At 37.7% G+C, this 23,106-nt stretch carries 16 protein-coding genes; 6 read left to right on the plus strand and 10 right to left on the minus strand.

Translation table 11 applies throughout. From position 1 onward, the window contains the following. Positions 1–19: 19 nt before the first annotated feature. From ABMY35_RS17180 to ABMY35_RS17190, 3 genes are all read right to left on the minus strand, one after another. The gene (locus ABMY35_RS17180) at positions 20–2,686 is read right to left on the minus strand and encodes a 7TM diverse intracellular signaling domain-containing protein (RefSeq protein ID WP_349287323.1); all 2,667 of its coding nucleotides are present in this window, start codon (positions 2,684–2,686) and stop codon (positions 20–22) included. Between the two features lie 42 nt (positions 2,687–2,728). Then, positions 2,729–4,972, minus strand: a complete 2,244-nt coding sequence (locus tag ABMY35_RS17185) for a TonB-dependent receptor (RefSeq protein WP_349287324.1) — start codon at positions 4,970–4,972, stop codon at positions 2,729–2,731. 122 nt (positions 4,973–5,094) lie between these two features. Then, a complete protein-coding gene (locus tag ABMY35_RS17190) occupies positions 5,095–5,691 on the minus strand; it encodes a hypothetical protein (RefSeq protein ID WP_349287325.1) in 597 nt (198 codons plus the stop codon). A 189-nt stretch (positions 5,692–5,880) separates the two neighbouring features. Here ABMY35_RS17190 and ABMY35_RS17195 point away from each other — a divergent pair, with 189 nt between their 5' ends. Further along, positions 5,881–6,717 (plus strand): transporter substrate-binding domain-containing protein, encoded by an 837-nt coding sequence (locus ABMY35_RS17195; RefSeq protein ID WP_349287326.1) that lies wholly within the window; start codon positions 5,881–5,883, stop codon positions 6,715–6,717. 207 nt (positions 6,718–6,924) lie between these two features. Here the strand turns inward: ABMY35_RS17195 and ccoG are convergent, their stop codons facing one another. Together ccoG and ABMY35_RS17205 are read right to left on the minus strand one after the other, a co-directional pair. Then, a complete protein-coding gene (ccoG, locus tag ABMY35_RS17200) occupies positions 6,925–8,307 on the minus strand; it encodes a cytochrome c oxidase accessory protein CcoG (protein WP_349287327.1) in 1,383 nt (460 codons plus the stop codon). 134 nt (positions 8,308–8,441) lie between these two features. Beyond that, complete coding sequence (locus tag ABMY35_RS17205; RefSeq protein WP_349287328.1) at positions 8,442–9,878, minus strand: sigma 54-interacting transcriptional regulator; 1,437 nt, start codon at positions 9,876–9,878, stop codon at positions 8,442–8,444. A 105-nt stretch (positions 9,879–9,983) separates the two neighbouring features. Between ABMY35_RS17205 and soxR the strand changes: the two genes are divergently transcribed. Together soxR and ABMY35_RS17215 are read left to right on the plus strand one after the other, a co-directional pair. Beyond that, entirely contained in the window at positions 9,984–10,493 is a 510-nt protein-coding gene (gene soxR, locus ABMY35_RS17210; protein WP_349287329.1) for a redox-sensitive transcriptional activator SoxR, read from the plus strand. A 12-nt stretch (positions 10,494–10,505) separates the two neighbouring features. Beyond that, entirely contained in the window at positions 10,506–12,278 is a 1,773-nt protein-coding gene (locus ABMY35_RS17215; protein WP_349287330.1) for a DUF885 domain-containing protein, read from the plus strand. A 61-nt stretch (positions 12,279–12,339) separates the two neighbouring features. Here the strand turns inward: ABMY35_RS17215 and ABMY35_RS17220 are convergent, their stop codons facing one another. From ABMY35_RS17220 to pssA, 5 genes are all read right to left on the minus strand, one after another. Next, on the minus strand, positions 12,340–13,149 hold the full coding sequence (locus ABMY35_RS17220; protein ID WP_349287331.1) for a methyltransferase domain-containing protein: 810 nt from the start codon (positions 13,147–13,149) through the stop codon (positions 12,340–12,342). A 9-nt stretch (positions 13,150–13,158) separates the two neighbouring features. Beyond that, positions 13,159–13,914: a Nif3-like dinuclear metal center hexameric protein gene (locus ABMY35_RS17225; RefSeq protein WP_349287332.1), complete on the minus strand. Its 756-nt coding sequence runs from the start codon at positions 13,912–13,914 to the stop codon at positions 13,159–13,161. Between the two features lie 464 nt (positions 13,915–14,378). Further along, positions 14,379–17,684 carry a response regulator gene (locus ABMY35_RS17230; RefSeq protein ID WP_349287333.1) on the minus strand — a complete coding sequence of 1,102 codons (3,306 nt, stop codon included), beginning with the start codon at positions 17,682–17,684 and terminating at the stop codon, positions 14,379–14,381. A gap of 3 nt (positions 17,685–17,687) precedes the next feature. Then, entirely contained in the window at positions 17,688–18,896 is a 1,209-nt protein-coding gene (locus ABMY35_RS17235) for an ABC transporter substrate-binding protein (RefSeq protein WP_349287334.1), read from the minus strand. 117 nt (positions 18,897–19,013) lie between these two features. Continuing rightward, positions 19,014–20,339, minus strand: coding sequence for a CDP-diacylglycerol--serine O-phosphatidyltransferase (gene pssA / locus ABMY35_RS17240; RefSeq protein WP_349287335.1), 1,326 nt, complete (start codon positions 20,337–20,339; stop codon positions 19,014–19,016). A gap of 252 nt (positions 20,340–20,591) precedes the next feature. On the opposite strand from pssA, the gene trxB reads away from it, so the two are divergent. The 3 genes from trxB to ABMY35_RS17255 all read left to right on the plus strand — a co-directional run bounded on the left by trxB (position 20,592) and on the right by ABMY35_RS17255 (position 23,042). Further along, positions 20,592–21,542 (plus strand): thioredoxin-disulfide reductase, encoded by a 951-nt coding sequence (trxB, locus tag ABMY35_RS17245; protein WP_138482380.1) that lies wholly within the window; start codon positions 20,592–20,594, stop codon positions 21,540–21,542. 80 nt (positions 21,543–21,622) lie between these two features. Next, positions 21,623–22,342 (plus strand): leucyl/phenylalanyl-tRNA--protein transferase, encoded by a 720-nt coding sequence (aat, locus tag ABMY35_RS17250; protein ID WP_349287336.1) that lies wholly within the window; start codon positions 21,623–21,625, stop codon positions 22,340–22,342. Then, positions 22,335–23,042, plus strand: coding sequence for an arginyltransferase (locus ABMY35_RS17255; RefSeq protein ID WP_349287337.1), 708 nt, complete (start codon positions 22,335–22,337; stop codon positions 23,040–23,042). Before aat ends, ABMY35_RS17255 begins: the two co-directional genes overlap by 8 nt. Positions 23,043–23,106 lie beyond the last annotated feature (64 nt).

Below are 23,106 nucleotides of genomic sequence, written 5' to 3' on the forward strand. Positions count from 1 at the left end.
GGTTGGTATAATAAGGTCATTAACTCATAACTGCTTTTGAAGCATCAGACATCGCATTGACTAAAAGATCTAAAAGTACATCAACATCTTCCAAGCTACCGCTCTTCAGTAATTCATCAAGTTGTGTCGCATAGTTATGAATTTCATAGCACTCAAACATACCGGCAGTCCCTTTGATGGCATGTACATGCCTTTTCAATGCCACAAAATCACTATTTTCATAACTGGAGTGCAATAGGTGTTTTTGTTCCTCTAACCCCCGAAGATAGTTATTCTGTAGAGCTTCAAATTCACCGATAGGCAGGTTTAACTCTTCTACTTCTAGGTTGAGATAATGACTGATTTTCTTATGGAACTTTGTTCTGTCGATGGGTTTTGACAAATGATCCGTAAAGCCCATTTTTAGATAACGCTCTACTTCATGGGTCATGGTATTAGCGGTTAATGCTAATACAGGCGAACTAACCCCAGTTGCTTGGATAAACTTAAATGCTTCTTCACCGTCCATTATAGGCATTTGTATATCCAATAAGATTAAATCAAACTCATGTTCTAAAACAGCTTGAACGGCTTCTTGCCCATTTTCTGCTGCGATCACCTGAAGCCCCATACCTTCAAGTATAATGGTGATAAGCTTTCTGTTATCAGGATGGTCTTCAGCAAGCAAAACTTTGCCTTTAAGCATGCCCGATGTATCTATAGATTGTAAATCTAATTTAGATTGCGGAAGCTCATTTAGGTTGCCCACCCATTGAGTATCTTTGGTTGTATATAAACCTAACTCAAGTGTAAATGTTGTCCCAGAGCCAACATTACTTTCAACGGTAATATCACCATCAAGCTTACGAGCTAAACTCTTGGATATGTTAAGACCTAAGCCTGTACCGCCATAACGGCGTGTGGTAGATGTGTCTGCTTGGTGGAATGCAGTAAACAATGATTTAATTTCATCCTTGGTCATGCCTATTCCAGTATCTCTCACCGAAATTTGCAACTTCTCGTCACCACATGACACATCAATACAGATCTTACCCACACTGGTAAATTTTAATGCGTTTGAAGTTAGATTTAGCAATATTTGTCTGAATCTGGTCGGGTCTATAACAATTAAATTCGGTAAAGGAAAATGATAATTTAACTCAAATTCTAAACCTTTATCTCTTATCTGTTTACCGAGGAGTGATTCAATTTCAGCAATACATCTAAACATATCTGCTTCAATTAATTCTACTTCCAACCTATTGGCTTCAATCTTAGACATATCCAAAATGTCGTTTATCAGGTTTTGTACATGTCTGGCATTTTGGAGAATAACATTGATAGCATGCCCTTTTTCAGAGGGCTTTATGTCACCAAGCAACATGCCATCTGCATAACCAATAATTGAAGTCATCGGCGTTCTAATTTCGTGGCTCATATTTGCTAAAAATCGACTTTTTGCTTCACTGGCATCACGTAATTCAGAAGCTAAGTCTTCTAACTCCTGAGTCCTTTGTAGTACTTTCAATTCTAGGTTTTTGTTAAGCTCAACATTTTCTAAATTGGTTAATCTAAACTTATCTGCAACAGCAAATGCCAGCAACAGAGCATCCATTGCTGTCCCTATTAGCCCAAGTAGATAGAGGTTTAAGCTAGATGGAGGCAACACGCCAAGGTTAGTTAGATTACCAATCATGTTTGGAATGGCCATTGCGACATACGCAAGTACAAAATATCTTGCTGGTTTAAAGCCTTCGCTTATTCGCAAAAAACCTACATAGAGTCCCAAACAAAGTGCTGCGCCAGTAACGATTGTGGCCCAGAGGAAACCAAAACTTGGAAACAACATCGCCATTGGTATCCCACACGCTGCTATAACACCAAGTAACAGCGACCCATTGGTTAATGTTGGGTGGGTTTCTTTAAGTTTGAGTAAGTTAATGTAAAAAAGGATATTCGTTAGCGGCGTTAAGGCAAAACCAAGCCAGTGTAAATTCGGCGAATAAAAGCCAAATAGTTGATCAGAAATGTGGAAAAAGTGACTCCACGCAAATACCCAGCAAATTGCAAATAATGCGTAATATAAATGCGTTTTGTCTTTTGAGCCGAGGTAAATGAGTAGATTGTACAAGCCTAAAACTAAGCCAACACCAAAGCATAAAATCATTACCAAATTTTCAGTAACGACTAAACGCTCGAACTCATCTTTAGGTTTAATGACAAATTTGATGGGTGTGTAAAAAAAATCACTTTCAAAACAAGTCACCAATACATATTTTTCATTCGGATTAAGTCGAATCGAGTTACCGTAATGAAATGCAAATTCATTACTGACTTCTCCCCCTGTAACAATAGTTTGAATTTCGCCATCTTCACTGTAGAGCTTACTTTCTATTCTTGATACAACGGTATTGTAGGGGTATAAGACAAACTCTGTGTCATTGGTATGATTTACCAGCTCTGTAACAAGCCAATACTTTCCTCCAAAAAGTGCCCTCTTTGGCAGTATCTCAAGGCCTTGTTGCCACTCTTTTACAGACTGGTAGCTTAATGGGAAGACCACATTTTCTTTCGATTTTAAAAGCAAAGCAGAATCATGCAAATTTGTTTCTTGCATGTTATGGTGATAATTAAATGTCTGTGCGTGTGACACCGCACACACAATACTCAATATAATCAGCGTAATATAAAGTATAAATTTACGCATTTAGTCAGCCAACTACTCTTCTATGTTTATTCATCATGTCAATCAAAAGTTATATGAAACCTCTAGCCCAACACGCCTGCCCTCACCTTTAAAGTCTTCTAACATACCTAAGAAGCTAGATAAATCGAATTTTAAGTGACTATATTCTTTATCAAATAGATTTTTAGCCCAAAACCTTAGCTGGTAGTCTTTAAAAGTAATTTGGCTATTCAAATACCACAATGTGTAGCTTGGTTGGTGAGCTAGTATATTTTGATTTTGGTCAAAATAATAATCCGACTGATAATCAAAACCCAACGTTGCTGTCATCCTTAGGTTAGCTTGTAGGTCTGTTTCATAAGTAAGCGCGCCATTTATATTCATTTCTGAAGTAAAAGGTAAGCGATGGTTTGTCAGTTCATTGCCAAGTGGGTCAATAAATTTTTCAAATTCGGCATGTGGAATATAGCTAAACCCTAAGGTGGTGTTAAATTCATCGGTTAATTTATAATTAATATCAATATCAGAACCGTAAATCTTTGAGTCACCGACATTTTCTAGAAGTTGTATCGGCGGAGCGCCTTCAATGAGAGAGGGCTGATTCATGAAGACCTGTTGTCCCTTATAATCATAGTGAAACAAGGCCCAGTTTACTTTTAACGTTCTATTGTCATTAATATACTTACCACCGACTTCATTCGAAATAAGTTCTTCTGGACCATAATCTGCAAGCATCGCTTGCTCAGGGCTTGATAAGTATCCTCCGTAATAACCACCACTTTTATAGCCATTACTTAGACTATAAAATACTGAATGATTGTTACTCAATGCGTAAATTAGGGAAAGTTTGCCAGAGATATCATCATCTTTAACTTCGCCCTCAACACGATAGAAAGGCAATAAAACACCTTCTAATGAGCTAGCATCCACTACAACATTAATGTCACTTAATGAGTTGTATTCAAACACTTCGTCAGAGTAACGAAGACCTGTTGTAAGGATTAAGCGCTCAGACAGCTGCCAATCATATTGTCCAAATAATGCGAATGACTTACTGACTAAGTCATTATCATAGAAAAAGTTAGCTGAGTTACTTCCAAATTGCGTGCCTCGTAAATCTCTCAGAATGTCATTATAATTGTCTTGATAAATTCTTTCTTGCAGTGAGAACAGACCAAGTGTGAAATGATCATCACCTATTTCATAGTTCAAACGTACTTCGTTATTTAACACTTCTGCTTTAACACCCAATTGACCTTCACATAACCTCGCAGGAGAGCCATCACAATTAAATGCATGCTCTCTGTCTAAACGGTTAAAGCTGTTAAGCCAAATGACTGATGCATCATCGCTTAATTGCCAAGTTAATTCACTTGTCCAACCTTTATTTATACCGTGGTGTGGTGAATCATTGTTCACGCTTACCGCCCAGAAGTCATCAACACCATCGTTAAACCCAAATGCATCAACACAGTTTCCTGCATTTATGTCGCTCACTGAGCACATAACACCATTAATCGGATCTGCGAATATGCCTATATTACCTACCGGTTGAGCAATGCCATTCCAGTGACTGTAATTTAACTTTAAGTACCATTCCAGCTCATCCCATTGACCCAGATAACTCAATCGCAGATCATTTTGTTCCATTCCCGCTTCTGGTGAAGTAGGAAATATATTATAACTCGTGTAGTCGTAGCGATTATGATTAAACGCAGCCCTAAAAGCTGATGTATCATCTATCTGTACATTATAAAAGCCATTACTTTTATAAAAACCATCAGTGCCAGCACCGACTGTAAGCTGTCCATAATCACTAGCATCCGGTCGCTTACTTCTGACCAATATTGCGCCGCCAGTACTATTTCGGCCAAACAAAGTACCTTGAGGGCCTTTCAAAACTTCTACTTGCTCAATATCAAATAGGTTTAATAATTGATTATTGGCAGAGCCAACAGATGCTCCATCTACATACATTGCTATCGGAGATGTATTTGCAGTGTTATAGTCTATTAAGCCTATTCCCCGAATATTTATTGCGGGTGACGTACCTTCTGCTGCATTTTGACTGATTTTAAGACCTGAAATAAGCAAGCCTAAATCTGTTGTATCTTTTAAACCAGTGCTACTTATCTGCTCCCCTTTAAGTTGATTAACAGTCACGCTGACTTTATTTTCAAGTTGCTTTCTTTTTTGAGCATACACTTCGATGACTTCAATACTTTCATTCGCGTATAAATAACAAGATTGCATTAAAGACAAAGATATCAGTGTTGATAAAAGGCTTTTTGGGGATAAATTAGACATTTCCATACTCTCAGTGCAGATTTAGGTGTGCAAGACGAAGTATAGTTTAAATGTCTTATGTGACCAAAGGAGATACTTAACTTTGTTTTTCAATAAGCTACTTGTAAATCACAAAAAATATTCTACACCTGACAAGAAAGAAGATGATTATCTGTTATTTCTTGTAGGTTTTGTTGCTCATTCAAACAAATATACGCGTAATGCTGATATGCATCATGGTTAAAGTTTTCAGATAATGCATTCATGAAACCATGTTTATACCGTGATTTAACAACGTAAAGACATGGAATTGTCTTCAATGTGGCTATAACAGGATTAAGATCAAAATGCTTTTCAACATCAGGAAAATAGATATCTACGTGACAGTTTGGATTTAAACTTGTGAAATGTCTAATTTGGCCTGGGTAAAAAGCAATCATCTTTTGCACGCGCTTCAAGGGGGTCATGGCTAAAGCACGCCAAGCCGCAGTAGCACCTGCACTAAAAGCAATTATAAAGTCAGGGCTAAATTTGATCAGCGCTTCTTGAACCTTATTTGCGTACCCATCATGGCCTAACCTGTCTATAAACTTATCGTACATTAATTGCTCATGCAGTTCATTGTCTGCTGTGGTTGCTTCATAAGGAGAAACAATTAACACTTCACCAGAAAACTGCTCACAAAAGCTTTTTAGCTGGTTTGTACAACCAAAAATATCGGATACAATTAATGTTCTCATAGCTGTGGGTCCTTATTTACAGACTCTAATTAAACTTTCATATTCTACCACTGAACAACGAATTGGTGATGTGAAATTAACTTTTCTCCAATCTACCACTTGATAAATAATTGTAAAGATTTTGTTTATTCGGAATTTTATATCAACCATTTGCTACACTTAACTTCTGTATACTTGAAATGTAGAAAAATGCTTAAGTTCCTAGTTATTATTTTTTTTCTGCTATTGGGTTTTGAATCAGCTGCTAAAACAGTCACATTTTTAAAAGTAGACTTTGCGCCATATTATATACTCGACGGGGTAGATAAAGGACAAGGTAGGGATGAAGCTGTCATAAATTTACTAAAGAAGTCGCTTCCAGAATACAAATTTAAACAGGTATTTATCCCATCTAGTAGAGCTTTATTTGAATTACAACATAGTAAAAAAACAACTTGTATGTTGTCGCTTTATAAAACAGAGCAAAGAAAACAGCAATTTTATTTTTCTGAACAATACTCCACGATTGGTCTAGCACCAACCGTTGCTATGCACAAAGATATTGCCGAAAAAATAATCCCCAAAGGTGTCACCACTACTTCGTTAAAAGACCTTATCTTCAAAAACGCTCTGCTTCTTGGTAAATCAACTGAACGTTCGTATGGTCAAAATGTTGATAGGATTATCCTTAAAATTCCGCAAGACGATATGATAGTTCGTGCAGGCAAAGACTCCTTAGAAAGCCTAACTTATATGCTACTCAAGAAAAGAGTCGACTTAATTATTGGCTATCCCGGCGAGCACCTTTATCTTCAATCAAAATTGAAAAAAGAAAGTCAGTTTATTCAATTGCAAATCTCTGAATCGCCAAAAACCGTTTTAGGTTTCATTGGATGCAATAAATCTAAAGAGAGTAAGCAATTTTTAAATAAAGCTGATATGAGCCTTAGTAAAATTAAAGCGTCACCTGAATACGCTTCGTTAATGCTCAGATGGGTTCCAAAAAATTTACAACAAAACTTAGTCAATAAATTAAACAATCAATAAATTTTAACGGGTAACAATAGTGGTTCATTAAATAAACCATCTTTTCGGACATAGTATTTAAGCTTTAGATCTTCTGTCCTGAAATAGATTTTTCAAACAAATATGCAGTTTTAATTCTTAGTTTCCAGTTTTAATGGTCAATCAGTTAACTAATATGTACTCAACTGCTTAAAAAAAAAGGGGCTAATATAAGCCCCATATAACTAACTAGTTTTTATAAAAATAACTTTCTTTCGTTATTTTTATGTCTGCTCTTTGCTTAGACTCAATTGTAAAACTAATCGGGGTTGCTTTAAGCTTGAGGTCATAACCATCTTTGATTACGGTAACAGGTATTTGCAACATTTCTCCACCTTCAATTTCAATCACAGTAGGCACATTGAGCTCTGCATTTTCTAACCCCTCAAGACTAACCGTGTAGGTCATGGTGGTTTGCGTTTTATTGATCACGCTTAACGTATAAGGGTTTTCAACTAAGCCTTCATAGTTAACACGATATAACGCATTACGATCTCGGATAACCGATGCTTCAATTGGCGTACGATTAAATGCCCACACCACCATAGTTAAAATAATCAACGCAGTAAGGGTTGCATAGCCAACTAGCTTTAGTCTAAACGGATTGGTTTTTTTGCCAGATGCTTCGTGTTCACTTTGATATTTAATGAGCCCTTTGGCATAACCGAACTTATCCATGGTGTCATCACAGGCATCAATACACAAACCACAGTTTATACATTCATATTGCAGACCATTTCGAATATCAATACCTGCTGGGCAAACTTCAACACACAAGTTACAGTCAACACAATCACCGAGGCCGAGATCTTTTGGATCTTGTTTACGTTTACGTTTGCCTCGTGATTCGCCGCGTTGTGCATCGTAGGTGACTAATAGTGTGTCTTTATCAAACATCACAGATTGAAAACGTGAATATGGGCAAGCAACCGTACACATTTTTTCTCTTAAAAATCCAGCATTACCATAGGTACAGAATGCAAATAAGAATACCCAAAAACTAACTAGGCCTGACCATTCTAGTGTGAACATGTCTATATATAATTTTTGTGCTGGGACAAAGTACGCCATAAATGACGTTGCGGTGAAAAGAGAAATGAGCAACCAAGCACTGTGTTTTGCTGTTTTTAATGCAAGTTTCTTTGCATCCCAAGGGCTTTTATCTAGCTTAATACGTTTATTACGACTGCCTTCAATACGGTGTTCCACCCATGTAAACATCAGCATCCAAATCGTTTGTGGACAAACATAACCACACCATACACGGCCCAACCAATTGGTCACAAAGAAAAGCGCAAACGCCCCAGCCATAAATACCCAAGCCAGGATCATAAAGTCTTGTGGCAAAAATGTGAGGCCGAAAATTCTAAAATGTTGGCTGCCTACATCAAACAACACTGCCTGTTGGCCGTTATATTGAAGCCAAGGAATAGCAATAAAGGTCAGCATTAATAACCAACCCAGATTACGACGGATTTTTTGGAAAAAACCTTTTTGTTCTCGCACATAAATCGGTCCTTCCGATTTATGTGGTTTAATGATCATGTCTTCTTCTTTAATATCAAAATTCATAGTACTTGCTCTACTAACATTGGTTATTGTCTACAGAGCAAGTTTCAGTCCAATCTGAAAGTTTATAAACCACTGTTTTTAAAAGATTTTATTATATAAAGAAAACAAGGTGGCGCGAAATATCACGAATCACGTTATATTTCGCGATTTTTAGTTATTTTCAGTTTTTTCATTTTAGAGCGTAGTGTGCTTTCGGGAAGCCCTAATTTAATCGCAGCGCCTTTTGGACCTGCTATTCGCCAATTAGAAAGTTCTAATACGTGTTCAATATGAAGTTTCTCTGCCTCATCGAGCCTTAAACTTTGACCTTCAAGCATTTGTTCATCCGTCATATTTAATGGCTGAGTAATTGACACTAATCGCCCTTTTGACAAGATAGCCTCTCGCTCTAAAATATTTTGTAACTCTCTGATATTACCTGGCCAATCATAAGCTTGAAGTTTATCTATCGCAGCCTTTGTCAACCCCATTAAGTGTTTACCAAGCCTTTTATTGAGCTGATTAATCAGGTTTGTGCACAGTAGTGGAATGTCTTCTTTTCGCTCTTTTAGGCTAGGTACTCTGATCGGAAAGACATTTAGGCGATAATACAGATCCATTCTAAATTCACCTTTTCCAACCATTTGCCACAAATCTTTATTGGTTGCCGCTATGATACGAATATCAACTTTTAGGGTTTTGCTGCCACCTACACGTTCAAACTCTTGCTCTTGTAGTACGCGCAAAAGTTTACTTTGTGCCTCAAGTGATAGCTCCGCAATTTCATCTAAAAATAGAGTGCCTGTATCGGCGAGTTCAAAACGCCCTTTTCTTCTCTCATTGGCACCTGTGAATGCGCCCTTTTCATGCCCAAATAACTCAGATTCTAATAAACTAGGCGTAAAAGCTGCACAATTTACTTTTACAAATGGTTTTGAGCTGCGATTACTCAATCTATGGAGGTTTCTGGCAACAAGCTCTTTACCTGTACCATTTTCTCCTAAAATCAATACGGTACTACTTGTTTTTGCAACCAAGTTGATTTGTTCAAGCATGGTTTGGAAGATATGACTTTGCCCGACTAAACCTGACTCTTGCCAATCTGCATTTAACTCTTCCAACAAGTAAGAATTTTCTTCTTTTAATTGCTCAGTTAAAGTTTGGACTTGCTCTAATGCTGCTCTCAGAGCACTTTCTGCTTCATGCTGTTTTGTTACATCGCGAAATATCGCGACAGCCCCGATAATTTGTCCGTCTTTGAATACTGGCGTAGAGGTATATTCCACAGGGAAACTAGTGCCATCTTTTCTCCAGAACACTTCGTCGGATATTTGTCTTACTTTGCCATCAAACATAGTACAGTAGATGTTGCATTCATCTGCCGGATACGGTGAACCATCGGCATAGCTATGATGATGGTATTGATGAATTTTTTTACCTATTAACTCTTGGGCTTTCCAACCTGTCATACGCTCAGCTGCAGGGTTTATAAATACTGCATTACCTGATAAGTCGAAACCGTAAATGCCTTCACCAACAGAGTTAAGTAGTAGTTCAGGATCATTTAGTAAACGTTTTAGTAAGTGAGACATAGCATTCCTCGTGAAATATCACGAAAACTGTAACATATTGACACGTTATACCATTAGCAAATTCTGACAAATGTGTTTAAAGTCGCTAAAACATGTTTTTATGAGATGATAATGAGCAAACCACTTCAAGACGCGACCATGTCTGTCGGATATATTGCCAAGCGAGCCGGCGTGAAAGTATCAACCCTGCATTTTTATGAAACCAAAGGGCTTATTAGAAGTTGGCGAAATCAAGGAAATCAACGTCGCTATAAACCCGATGTGCTCAGACGAATTGCTGTGATCAAAGCAGCCCAGCATATGGGTGTTACATTACAAGACATCAAAGAGACTCTAGATGCGTTGCCTGATAATAGAACTCCAAATAAAAAAGATTGGGCAAATTTATCTCAGCGATGGCGCGCTCAACTGACCAAACAAATTGAGTATTTAGAGCAGATCAGAGACAAAGTCGATGGCTGTATTGGCTGTGGTTGTTTATCTATGACGAAATGCCCTATGTATAACCCAGATGATGTCTGTGGCAAATCGCAATCCGGCGCAGCTTTTTTACCTTCTACCCCTGATGCACAGGCTAATCATGAAAAAACTGATAAAATAGATAAGAATCACTAACAAGGAACACCCATGAAAAAAACTGCACTCTCGCTTTCACTTATCGTAGCGCTTGGACTGACTGCTTGTTCGCAAACAAGTACACAACAAACTGAAAATAACAGCGTTCAAGTGCAACAAAGTTTTGCTAATTTCTCTGAACAGTTTATCCATGATTATTGGAAACAGTTCCCCGAACATTCTGCTTGGGCAGGCTATGGTAAATACGATGATATTATCAGTATTCCAAATCAAGCCAATCGTGACAGCACATTGACTTTTGCTAATGCAAAATTAAACGAACTTGCAAAATTCGATTTAGACTCATTGCCGACAGCGCAAAAGACGGATTATTACCTAATAGAAAATGCTTTAAAACGCACCATTTGGCACTCAGAAACCTTCAAGAGTTGGCAATGGAACCCGTCTAACTACAATGTATCTGGTGGTTTTGCGACAATTCTAAATAGCCGCTTTAAAACCGATGACGAAAAGTATGCGACCGTTTTAAAACGTCTTCAATACGTGCCTGCATATTACGATGCTGCAAAAGCAAACATTGATAACCCAACTTTAGAATATACTCAGCTTGCAATCGGCCAAAATAAAGGTGCTTTCAGCGTGCTAAAAGATGAGCTGTTAACACAAGTTAAAGGTTCTAATTTATCTTCTAGTGATAAAGCACTGTTTGTTAAGCGTTTCAATGCTGCAAAAGACGCAATTAATGGTTACATCAACTTTTTAACTGAACTTGAAAAATCTCTAGTAAAAAATGGGAACGCGCGTTCATTTAGAATTGGTGAAAAGCTTTATGAAGAGAAGTTCGCACTAGATATTCAATCAGGGTATAGCGCAAAAGAGATGTATCACAAAGCAGTTGCTGACAAAGATCGCGTGACCGCTGAGATGGTTAAGATCACAGATGAACTATGGCCTAAGTATTTCCCGAACGCTGAACGCCCATCTGAAGACAGAGATGCAGTAGCTAAACTCATCAAGCACCTATCGGTCAAGCATGTTGCTCGTGACGAATTCGTGCCTGAAATCAAGCGCCAAATTCCAGACTTAGAAGCATTCGTCAGAGAAAAAGATCTGATCACGCTAGACCCAGAAAAGCCATTGGTAGTTCGTGAAACACCAGAGTATATGCGTGGCTTTGCAGGTGCATCTATTAGTGCTCCGGGGCCATACGATAAAAAAGAAAACACGTATTACAATGTAACGCCATTAGATAACATGTCTGATGAGCAAGCTGAGTCATATTTACGAGAATATAACCACTGGATTTTACAGATCCTAAATATTCACGAGGCGATCCCTGGTCATTATACGCAATTAGTTTACTCAAATGAGTCTCCTTCTTTAATTAAGAGTATTTTTGCTAATGGCGCGATGATCGAAGGTTGGGCGGTGTACACAGAGCGTATGATGTTAGAGGAAGGCTATGGTGATTTCGAGCCAGAGATGTGGCTTATGTACTACAAATGGAATCTTCGTGTCATCTGTAACACTATTCTAGATTATGCTATCCAAGTAAAAGGGATCAGCAAAGAAGAAGGTTTAGATTTATTAATGAACGGCGCATTCCAAGAAAAAACGGAAGCCGAAGGTAAGTGGCGTCGTGCGACATTAAGCCAAGTCCAATTAACTAGCTACTACAGCGGTTACAGAGAGATTTATGATTTCAGAGAATCATTAAAAGTCGCTCTAGGTGATGACTTTAACTTAAAAGCGTTCCATGAGCAGTTTTTAAGCTATGGCAGTACGCCAGTCAAATACGTCAAGGCGTTAATGACGGATAAATAGCACCAAAATTGTATTGAATAAGCCCTTAAACAAGGGCTTATTATTTTGGTTAAGAGGATCACTAATTAGCTTGAAGTAATAAATGCGTATAACGACCGAGTGACGCATAAGGCTCTTGTTGGTTATATTTAAGCTCTAATGCAAGTAAATCATCAAATTGTGTTTTGCCTTTTTCAAGCTCTCTCAAATAATCATGAAAACAACGCACACCCGTTTTACAATGGCGCAAAAAATTTTCGCGATTTAAAGCATTGTCTACAACTTCTGGCTCTACAGGGTGATTAGGGCTTAGCCCTACTTTTTGTTTTACATGCAACCCTTGATTTACATAATCAAAATTTCCATAGACCATATTTGCAAATAAGTGCGCGTCTTTATTGAAGTACATTAAAGACAAATAACCCGCATCGTTGACAAGCTTTGACAAAATCGTGATCGCCTCAACTTGGTCAACTAACCATTCGAGCACAGCATGACATAGTACAAAATCGAAAGTACCTAACTCTAATTCAGGCAGAGCCTGTAATGGTGCGTGGATAAATTCGAATTGACCGCTTAAACCCGCTTGATCTACGTGCTCTTTGGCAAGTTGTAGCATATCTTCCGATATATCCACCAGCGTGATGTGATGACCTAAACTAGCCAAGTAAATCGCTAACTGCCCTTGCCCACCGCCGATATCTATTATGCGTTTTGGTGCATTCGCATTATCTAGCCATGGAATATGCTGAGAAAAATCACGCTTTAAAACGGCTTCTCGTATTTTGCCTTTGGGTGTACCGTATATATTTTTCTTAAATTTTTGCGAGATAGCATTAAAACTTCTATCTCGCGCTAATTTATCTTTATAGCTTTTGCCTTTCTTGCTCATATTCAGCGGTTAAACCGGGTTGTTGATATCTATAAACTCGACATCTAAATCATAGGTTTTAGCAAGGTATTCGCCTAAAGCTTTGGCACCATAACGCTCCGTAGCATGATGGCCTGCTGCTATAAAGTGGATATTTTGTTCATTAGAACTATGGATTGTCTGCTCTGAAGCTTCACCTGTTAAATAGGCATCAATGCCTTGGCTTGCGGCCATATCAATAAAACTTTGGCCTCCACCTGTACACCAAGCGATGGTTTTAATTTGGTGGTCGCCCGCTTGATTCACTAATGGTTTTCTATCAAGTTTCTGTTCTACCAATTGCGAAAATGTCTCTAAGCTCATTGGTGTATTAAGTTTGCCTTTCACAGCCACACAGTTTTTATTCCAAGGCTCCAATGGTCTTTCGTAAGTTATATCGAGTAACTCAGCCAATTGCGCATTGTTGCCAAGTTCAGGATGAACATCTAGAGGCAAATGGTATGCAAGTAAATTAATGTTGTTTTCTAATAAAGCTTTAATACGTCTTTGTTTCATGCCCGTAATAGTTTGATCTTCACCTTTCCAGAAGAATCCATGGTGAACCAAAATCGTGTCTGCACCAGCTTCTATCGCTGCATCAATCAGCGCCTGACTGGCAGTGACACCCGTTACGATTTTTTTTATCTCTTCAGCCCCTTCAACTTGTAAACCATTCGGGCAATAGTCACTAATAGAAAATGGCTTTAATAGTTCGGTTAATTGATTAACAAGTTTTGTTCTTTTCATTTGATTTCTCGGCCCTCTAAATTTATGGCGTATTTTAACAGCTTAGTCATGATGATAAAGCACAACAATAAGCGAGTTCTTTAGATTTTTGAAAAGGTTGGAAGCGAAAAATAAAGGAGTAAAAGTATGTTTTGAATTACAAACGTGATGAAGATTTTGCCATTAAATTGCCATTTTACGGTCTTATGACGTATTAACTCTTGCATCAATAAAGTTGAAAGGTTGAACGATAGCAGCGCCATGACACTTAAACTTAACTCACTGATCCTTTGCCCATCCATTTTTGCCCGCTTTTTATCAAGTAAGAACAAAAAACAAAAGATCGAATTAGTTATGAATAAATAGGTTAAAACAAGCAGTAAAAGTTTGTCATTAGTGGCGATAAAAATCGTGACTAAAAAGAGGGTTAGTATAAGCAGGGAGTGGTTCACACTTCGAAAAAATAAGTTCAAGCTTTGTTAATCTCATGATTCAATTTCTTTGTAAGGTAGCCATTGTAACAAACGTTCAAATAAAACCTCGGGTTTTATTGGCTTTGAAATATAATCATCCATACCGGCTTCTAGACATTTATCTTTATCACCAACCATCGCATTTGCCGTCATCGCAATGATCGGGATATCTTTATAAAGCTCCCCTGCTTTTCCATTTCTAACGGCTTGTGAAGCTTCATACCCATCCATTTCTGGCATTTGGCAATCCATAAGAATGGCTGTGTATTTAGTCTCTCTTGTTGTATTTAATAAGTTTTGAATGACTTCTTCACCATTTGCCGCTATATCGATATGCGTTAAGTTAAGCTTTGCCAACATACTTTGTGCAACAATCTGATTAACCCGATTATCTTCTGCTAAAAGAATACGGATCCCCTCTCCCCAGCTTATCTCTTCAGGTTTTAAAGCTGATTGAGCTTTTAGCGACTTTATATAATGAGTCGTCACTAAAGGTTTAGCGCCTTTGAGAGCTTCTCCATCTTCTACAACGATTGAAAGTGCTGCAAATAAATCGAATGTTGTCGCAGGCTTCGGAAAATATCCATCAAACCCCAAGTTAGCAAAAAACTTCGCATCGCCTTTATGACACATCGATGTCATCATAATTAACTTCATGGCTTTTAAATGTTCATTTGCTTTTATATGTTCCCCCAACTGAGCCCCATCCATGACTGGCATTTGCATATCCAAAAATGCGATATCGAAGCAGTTATAGTGTTTTGCAAAGTAAGCTTCACTGATGGTTAAGGCTTCTATTCCTGAACGCGCCTCTGTTACAGTAGCGCCCCAATGTTCAAGCTGTGCCCTGAGTACTTCACGATTAGTTTTGTTATCATCTACCAGTAAAATATTAAGGTGCTTCATTTCAACATCTGGAATAACATGAAATGACGCATTACTCTTTCCTAGTAGAATCGAAAAACTAAAACAAGACCCTTTACCAGCCTGACTGGAAACAGAGACTTCACCACCCATCAGTTCACAAAGTCTTTTTACAATTGCTAGGCCAAGTCCTGTACCACCATATTTTCTGGTTGTTGAGGCATCAACCTGACTAAATGATTGAAACAATTTTGCCTGCTGCTCAGGTGATATTCCAATACCTGTATCTTTGATATTACAATTTAACTGCCAATTATGAGTATCATATTTAATCAATGAAGCTTCTATGAGTACTTCACCATCTGAAGTGAACTTAATGGCATTGCCAACCAGATTGCTTAAAATTTGCCTCAACCTACCAGGATCACCAATTACAACGGCTTCATCTATGTTTGTTACATCTAAAATGAGTTCTATGCTTTTGTTATGTGCTTGTATAACGGCTGACTCCGCAAAGTCACCGAACAGCCCCCGCAAATCAAACTCTAGGTGTTCTAATTCCAACTTGCCAGCATCAACTTTTGAGAAATCTAAGATGTCGTTAATTAAAGTCAGAAGTGAGTTAGCACTGCTCATTGCAACGTTAATTCTATGTTGCTGTTCTGCATTTAAGTCACTATTAAGCAGTAAATTAAGCATGCCTAGTACCCCATTCATTGGGGTACGTATTTCATGACTCATTGAGGCCAAAAACTCGCTTTTGGCAATACTGGCTTGCTCCGCCATCATTTTGGCTTCTTTTAATGCTTTTTCTGAAGCAACTCTATCTGTGATATCTTGTTGAATACCCACATAAGCGGTGAGCTCTCCCGCTTCATTATGTACAGGAAAAAGCTGTAAACTATTCCAAAATGGTTGACCATTTTTTTTGTAATTTAAGAGGTCAACCTTCACTATGTCATGATTTTTTAAAGCCTTCCTGATCTTATCAATTGTTAGTTGAGATGTTTGCTCTCCTTGTAAGAAACGACAACTTTCTCCTAGGATCTCTTCTCCATAACCTGTTATGTTAGTAAAAGCTTGGTTTATGTATATGAGAGGTAGTTCTGGATCAGATACTGAGCTAATTGTTACTCCGAGGTTACTAGCATCAATAGAAAGGGCTAATAAATCATTTTCTTCTTTCGCTTTTTTCAACGCTTGTTGCGCTTGTATTTGCTCTGTGACATCTGTCATTGACCCTGCCATCCTGATGGCTTTGTTAGTAATGTCAAATAGTGCATCGCCCTTCACTCTGTAAACTCTAAACTCCCCTTTTTTGGTCATGAATCTGTGTTGCACATCATAAATTGCTTTTTGCTGAAGGTGCGCTTTTAAGCTGCTTTTTACATATTCACGGTCTTCAATATGGACCATTCTTTCTAAGACCGTATAGTCCTCGGGAAAATCATCATTAGATGCATAACCGAGTAACTCTCTGAAACGTACAGAACAAAATACCTTTCCTGTTTTTATATCCCAGTCCCAAATGCCATCTAAACTCCCATTAATTGCAAGGTTTAACCTTTCTTCACTCAACTTTGTTGCTTGTTGAGACAACTCAAGCTTTCTATAGGGGTTTAAAAGTAGTTTCTGACCAACTAAGAATAAAAATAAAGAAGATAAAAACAGACTAACAAAAATTGCACTGGCGATACTTATAATGACTTGCTTCACTTGTTTTTCAACTAAAGTAGAGTCAACTAAGTAATTCAGCATCAAGCCGGAACTGTGAAGGTCTGATTTTAGCACTGAGTCGTACTGATTATTTGTACTTAAATTTGAATAATTTAACCAAGGGCCTGATAGTTCAACGCCATGTGTATTTGACTCTAGAACTTCAGATAATAAAACATCAATGGGGGTTTCAAACTTGACAATCAGCGCCCCTTCAGTGAACCCGTTATAATTTATTGGTACTGCCAACTTGAAATATGCTTGCCCTTGGTTTTGATCAAGCAATACAGCGTGTGAAAGCTCGCCATTAAGTAAATCTTCAAGCCAATCACTTGGAGTTTCTCTTAATGCCTGCTCTTCACTATTTTTATACACATAATCGCCTAGGACATTAAAAACCCAAAGTTGCTCTTTTATCCCTAGAATTTTAAATTCAGACAAATAATCATTTAAAGACGCTTCTGATACACCTGCTCCCATAACGCCATTAATGATGATGGGATGACTTGATAAATCTTTCAGCAACAAAATTCTAGTTTCTAAAAAATTTTCTACATATTTTGCACTGAGTTTTGCTTCTGTTTCTGATGCTTGTTGCTTGTAACCATTTAATACCGATGAAGCTTCTCTTCCTACTAGCATCACACTTATCAATACAGATAAGAAGAGGCTCATCACAACAAAGACAATGAAAGCTTTGTTGGCATCAAGCTGCATTTTTAAGAACTGTGACTTCACGCACTAGCCTTTATTCTTTATGATAGAGATTGAGCCATTATCTTTGTATTTGGCCATACAAAGATCTTCCAAACCTAAAGCCTCATGCGAATCTTCACCCTTACTTGAGAATGGTCTTGAATAAACCTTTATCAAGCCATCTACAGTTGAGTTGAGATTCTCGAGCGAATGTCTTAACGACTCTCTTGTACTGGCTATATTTTTTGTCGCTTCAATTTGTGTCATGGCCTGAACAAACAGTAATCCCAAATCATAGCCATGAACAAAACCAGCTGGAGCTTGCAGCGTTTCAACGTCAAAATCTTTCTTAAATAATTTCTTTGCAGACTTAATCGCTTTTTTTACGCTATCAGAATGAGGTAAATCATCAAATGAGAAGCAGGACTGAATAAAATTAAGTTCAATACCCTCTTTAAGATACTGCTTAGTCATATCGAAATAATTACCTCCTGTAATTCCCCAATGACTAATGATTGGTTTTTGCAAAGTTTTATCTATTTCTGCCATTGCCTGAGTAAAGTATTTACCTTCAATTGCATTACCAACAAAGACAATACAGTCAGCACCAGCATTTATAATCTCCCTCAAAATTAACTTAGATTTTTTTAGTCTCGTATTCCAATTGAACCAAGTAACTTCAGCTTTATTTTTACCTAGCGCATCTTGCATTGTTCGTTCGTTTGATTTGCCCCAAGGCGTGTTTTCAAGAAGTAAATGAGGCTGTTCACAAGAACGTGCTTCTTTTGCGAATTGGATAATTCGGTAGCCCGCTTTAGTGTCGTCTACAGATAATCTAAAAACCCAGTTCGACCCATGTTCATAGCGAGTGATAGGGCCGCCTGCAGCCCAAGGAACCAATAGTAAGATCTGTCCTCTATTTATGAAGGTCCTATTTTTTATGTAAGGAGGAGAATGAAGGCCTCCTAGTATGAATAATGCTTTAGAATCCTTTAGAAATTTTTTCATATGTAACAAGCTACGATTGCTATTACCTCGATGATCCATTTCTAAAAAATTAAATTCGACGTTTTCTAGCTTATTTTTTTCAGATTCTAACGCAGACATAAATCCCATTTTAATCGCATTGGCGGATGCAAAATGGTTTGAGTAATCTGAATCATGATAAATATTGAATTGGTGAACTGATTGCGCCCAATTTGATGAACTATAGGCAAAAAAACAAACGATAAAGCAATATTGGATGGCCTTCATAATTTCAGCTGGTTGATTTTGTTTTTCTAACCTTAGTCCAAAAAATCAACTTTGTAGAAATTTAAGCATGTATATAGATAAGAAAAACATAATAAAAAAGGCCATATTTGGCCTTTTCTAAATAAATCGTTTAATTATGAAGTCAACTTTTACACGCTTCGCCTGGCCTAGTAGTTTCCTGACTGGTTGTGGGTAGTCTTGAACTGATTCCAGATCTTCATGACTAGATAATGTTCGACAGTGTTGAAGAATGTCTTGCTTCTCAGCCAATAACAATTGGTCGAGCTTGAGCGCTTTATCTTCGATCAAAATTCCATTTTCAATATCTAAACCCCAGGCCCTCGGATTTAGGTTATGACCACTTAGTAGATGTAGCTGACCATCTTTACTTACGCCTTTCAAATGAAAAGAGTTATTTTCATGTTTCCAAAGGTGTACCTTAAGTAGCCCTGACTGGATGAACCTTTTATTAGATTTTAAGAATTTAAATAAAATCGTTTCATAAAGATAAGGTAACGCACCTATTTTACTAAATGGTTGTTCTGGAGAAATATAAAAATCATTCGCTGTTTTATCACCAACAACAATGGTTACTTCTTTACCTTGCTTTAGTAAACGACGTAAAGAGCGAAGTAACGGCGCGGGAAAGTTGAAGTATGGCGTATAAAGCAGCAGTTCTTTTTCTGTTGTGTCAAACAAGGTTTTAATTAACCTGTTCAACTTATTTGCACGTCTACCAAACCCTAAGAATGGTCGAACATTCAAAGGAGAGTCTGTGTTAGTTGATTCTATATTGTATCGCCCTTTTCTCAACTCTTTCATCAATTGACGCTGAGGAACTTTAATCTCACTGTATTTAGGTATAGGACGACTATCTATTCTTGGTACAGCTTTTGATGACAACAAAAAATCATTTGTGAAGTTACAAAAAGAGTCCGCTAATCCTGGCTGTTGTATGATGAAGTATCTATCAAGTCGATACTTTTCACCCACATTCATATAAACATTGTTTATGCTAGCACCGCTATAAAGCAAGATATCGTCTATAACAATGCCCTTTAGATGCAGAACGCCAAATAATTCTTTGCCTTTAACTGGCACACCAAATACTTTTACATTACTTTGATGTTTTTCTAATTCATCACAATATAAGGCTGCATTTCCCTCTGATTTCTCAGCCCCTATAAGACCACGTTGAGCTCGGTGAAAATCAACTAATACATTAATCTCAAGCGTTGGGTTTGCAATTGAAGCTTTATGAAGTGCTGAAAGCACTTCTCTACCCGCTTCATCGTCTTGTAAATACAAAGCAGTGATATAAATCCGATATTTAGCGCTTTCAATAAGACTTAAGAGTCTTTCATGATATTGCTTTGCGCTATTTAGTATTTCAACGTCTTTGTCTGCTAACTCAAAGCTTGGAATGTCCTGCCAAAATGCCATAACAACCTATAAATAAAGGTGACTCAATCCAGAGTCTCACACAAAATTAGTAAGAACATATCAAAAAAATATTATTAGGTCATGAATTTCTGATAAAACATCGATTTTTGGATGTTTTTTTCAACAAGTACAGATTATTTGACACCTTTTAAATTTATTAATTTTCAATATTCCTAATTTATTTTACTTCTTACTTGTTTTACATAGAATCGTCCTCATTTCGTTAAAAAGATAATTGATTAGGAATTCCTCATGAGTGATGCAAAACACTGTAAACTTTTAATTTTAGGCTCAGGGCCTGCAGGTTATACTGCTGCAGTTTATGCTGCGCGTGCAAATTTAAACCCTGTGTTAATTACTGGTATGCAGCAAGGCGGTCAGCTAACTACAACGACTGAAGTAGAGAATTGGCCTGGTGACGCACACGGCTTAACAGGTCCTGCACTGATGGATCGTATGAAAGAGCATGCAGAGCGTTTTGAAACTGAGATTGTTTTCGACCATATCAACAAAGTAGACGTTACAAAGCGTCCATTTACACTAACAGGCGATCAAGGTACATATACTTGTGATGCACTTATCATTGCTACTGGCGCTTCTGCTAAGTATCTAGGCCTTGAATCTGAAACAGCTTTCCAAGGTCGTGGTGTTTCTGCATGTGCTACATGTGACGGTTTCTTTTACCGCGGACAAAAAGTAGCTGTTGTTGGTGGTGGTAACACTGCGGTTGAAGAAGCTCTGTATCTTTCTAACATTGCAGATGAAGTTCATGTTATTCACCGTCGAGACTCATTCCGCAGTGAAAAGATTTTATCTGACCGCTTAATGGAAAAAGCGAAAAATGGCAACGTGACACTTCATTTCAATCGTACTTTAGATGAAGTAGTTGGTGATGAAATGGGTGTAACTGGTATCAAAATTAAAGATACTGACTCAGATAATGTTGAGCAGCTTGATTTAGCTGGTGTGTTCATAGCAATCGGTCACAAACCAAACACTGATATGTTTGAAGGGCAACTTGAAATGAAAGATGGCTATTTAGTTGTTCAGTCAGGTCTAAATGGTAATGCAACGCAAACTTCTGTTGAAGGTGTGTTTGCAGCTGGTGATGTATCTGATCACATCTATCGTCAGGCAATTACGTCAGCTGGTACTGGTTGTATGGCAGCACTAGATGCAGAGCGCTTCCTAGATAACCAATAAATTTCAGACCAGGAGGGTTGTTTAACCCTCCGCTTTCACTTTAAGATGTTTTTCATTAAAAAAGACGATTAATTTCTTAAATGACACCACGCCTATATCAGCTATCAACTGAAACAATCGATTTTCCTTCACCAACTTTGGCTTTAAATGAACCTAATGGCTTACTTGCTATCGGAGGCTGTCTTACGCCTGCAAGACTCAATCTTGCATATCGGTCAGGTATTTTCCCTTGGTTTAATGAAAAAGAGCCCATCATGTGGTGGTCGCCAAATGAAAGAGGTGTGATTGAACTGAGTGATTTCCATGTCAGTCGTTCATTAAAAAAAGTAGTAAGAAGAACAAGACCTATAGTCACTGTTAATAAAGCATTTGACACTGTTATCAATGCCTGCCGAGAGCAAAGGTTACATGCAGAAGGTACCTGGATAAATCATCAGATGCTGGTTGCCTACAGTCATATGCATTCGTTAGGTTTTGCACATAGCCTCGAAGTCTGGGATCAAAACAATAGTCTGATGGGTGGTCTTTATGGGGTTATGAACTCTGGTGTTTTCTGTGGTGAGTCTATGTTTTTTAATCAACCGAACGGCTCAAAGTTAGCCATGTGGGCGTTAGTTAATTGGCTTAAAAAACACAACGCCCATTTTGTAGATTGTCAGTTGGAAAACCCCTATTTAACCACTTTAGGTGCAAAATTAATTTCAAGGTCTGAGTTTTTAGCTAAACTTAAATTAGCACAAAGCTTTGAAATACCCAGCTCGATGTGGAAACCACAGGTTTTGGAAGAGATTTATGACTGAACATTTTCCTTCAAAAATTGGATTAAGCCAACAATTTGATTGCAGTTATTTACCTGACAAACAAGAACAACTACTCGTAATTCTTGATAGCCAATGCTACAACGCAGCACGGTTTCAAGACTTATTAGAATTAGGATTCAGACGAAGCGGTGACCAAATTTATCGCCCTCACTGTCCTAGTTGTCATGCCTGTGAGTCGATGCGCCTTCCTGTTAAAGATTTTGTGTTATCAAAATCACAAAAGCGCAAACTAAAAGCAGCGAAAAGCAAGTTCCATATTAAAGTGAGTGATAAAGAGCAATCAAATTATTACGCCTTATATGAAAACTATATTAATCAAAAGCATTATGACGGCACTATGTTCCCTCCAAACCGCTTACAATATGAAAGTTTTTTATTTTGTAATTGGTTACCTGTCACCTTTATTGAGTTGTGGGATCAAGATGAACTCATCGCCGTTGCTGTCACAGATACAATGCCAAACTCATTGTCTGCGATTTATACCTTTTATCACCCTGACTATGACAAGTTTAGTCTTGGTGTTGTGATGATATTGCTTCAAATAGAATTAGCACTCGATTCTGGTCTTGATTACGTCTATCTCGGTTATCAAATAGATGATTGCAGAAAGATGTCTTACAAGTCTCAATTTAAACCTGCAGAGCGTTTTATATCGGATGTTTGGCAACTGAAGCTGTAATTAAATTAACTAATTTCCCCCCTTACCTTTACTTATTGTGTGGTTTTCGGCAAAATCTGCTGCG

The organism is Pseudoalteromonas sp. BZB3 (assembly GCF_040104455.1).
In the GTDB taxonomy this organism is placed as follows: Bacteria; Pseudomonadota; Gammaproteobacteria; order Enterobacterales; family Alteromonadaceae; genus Pseudoalteromonas.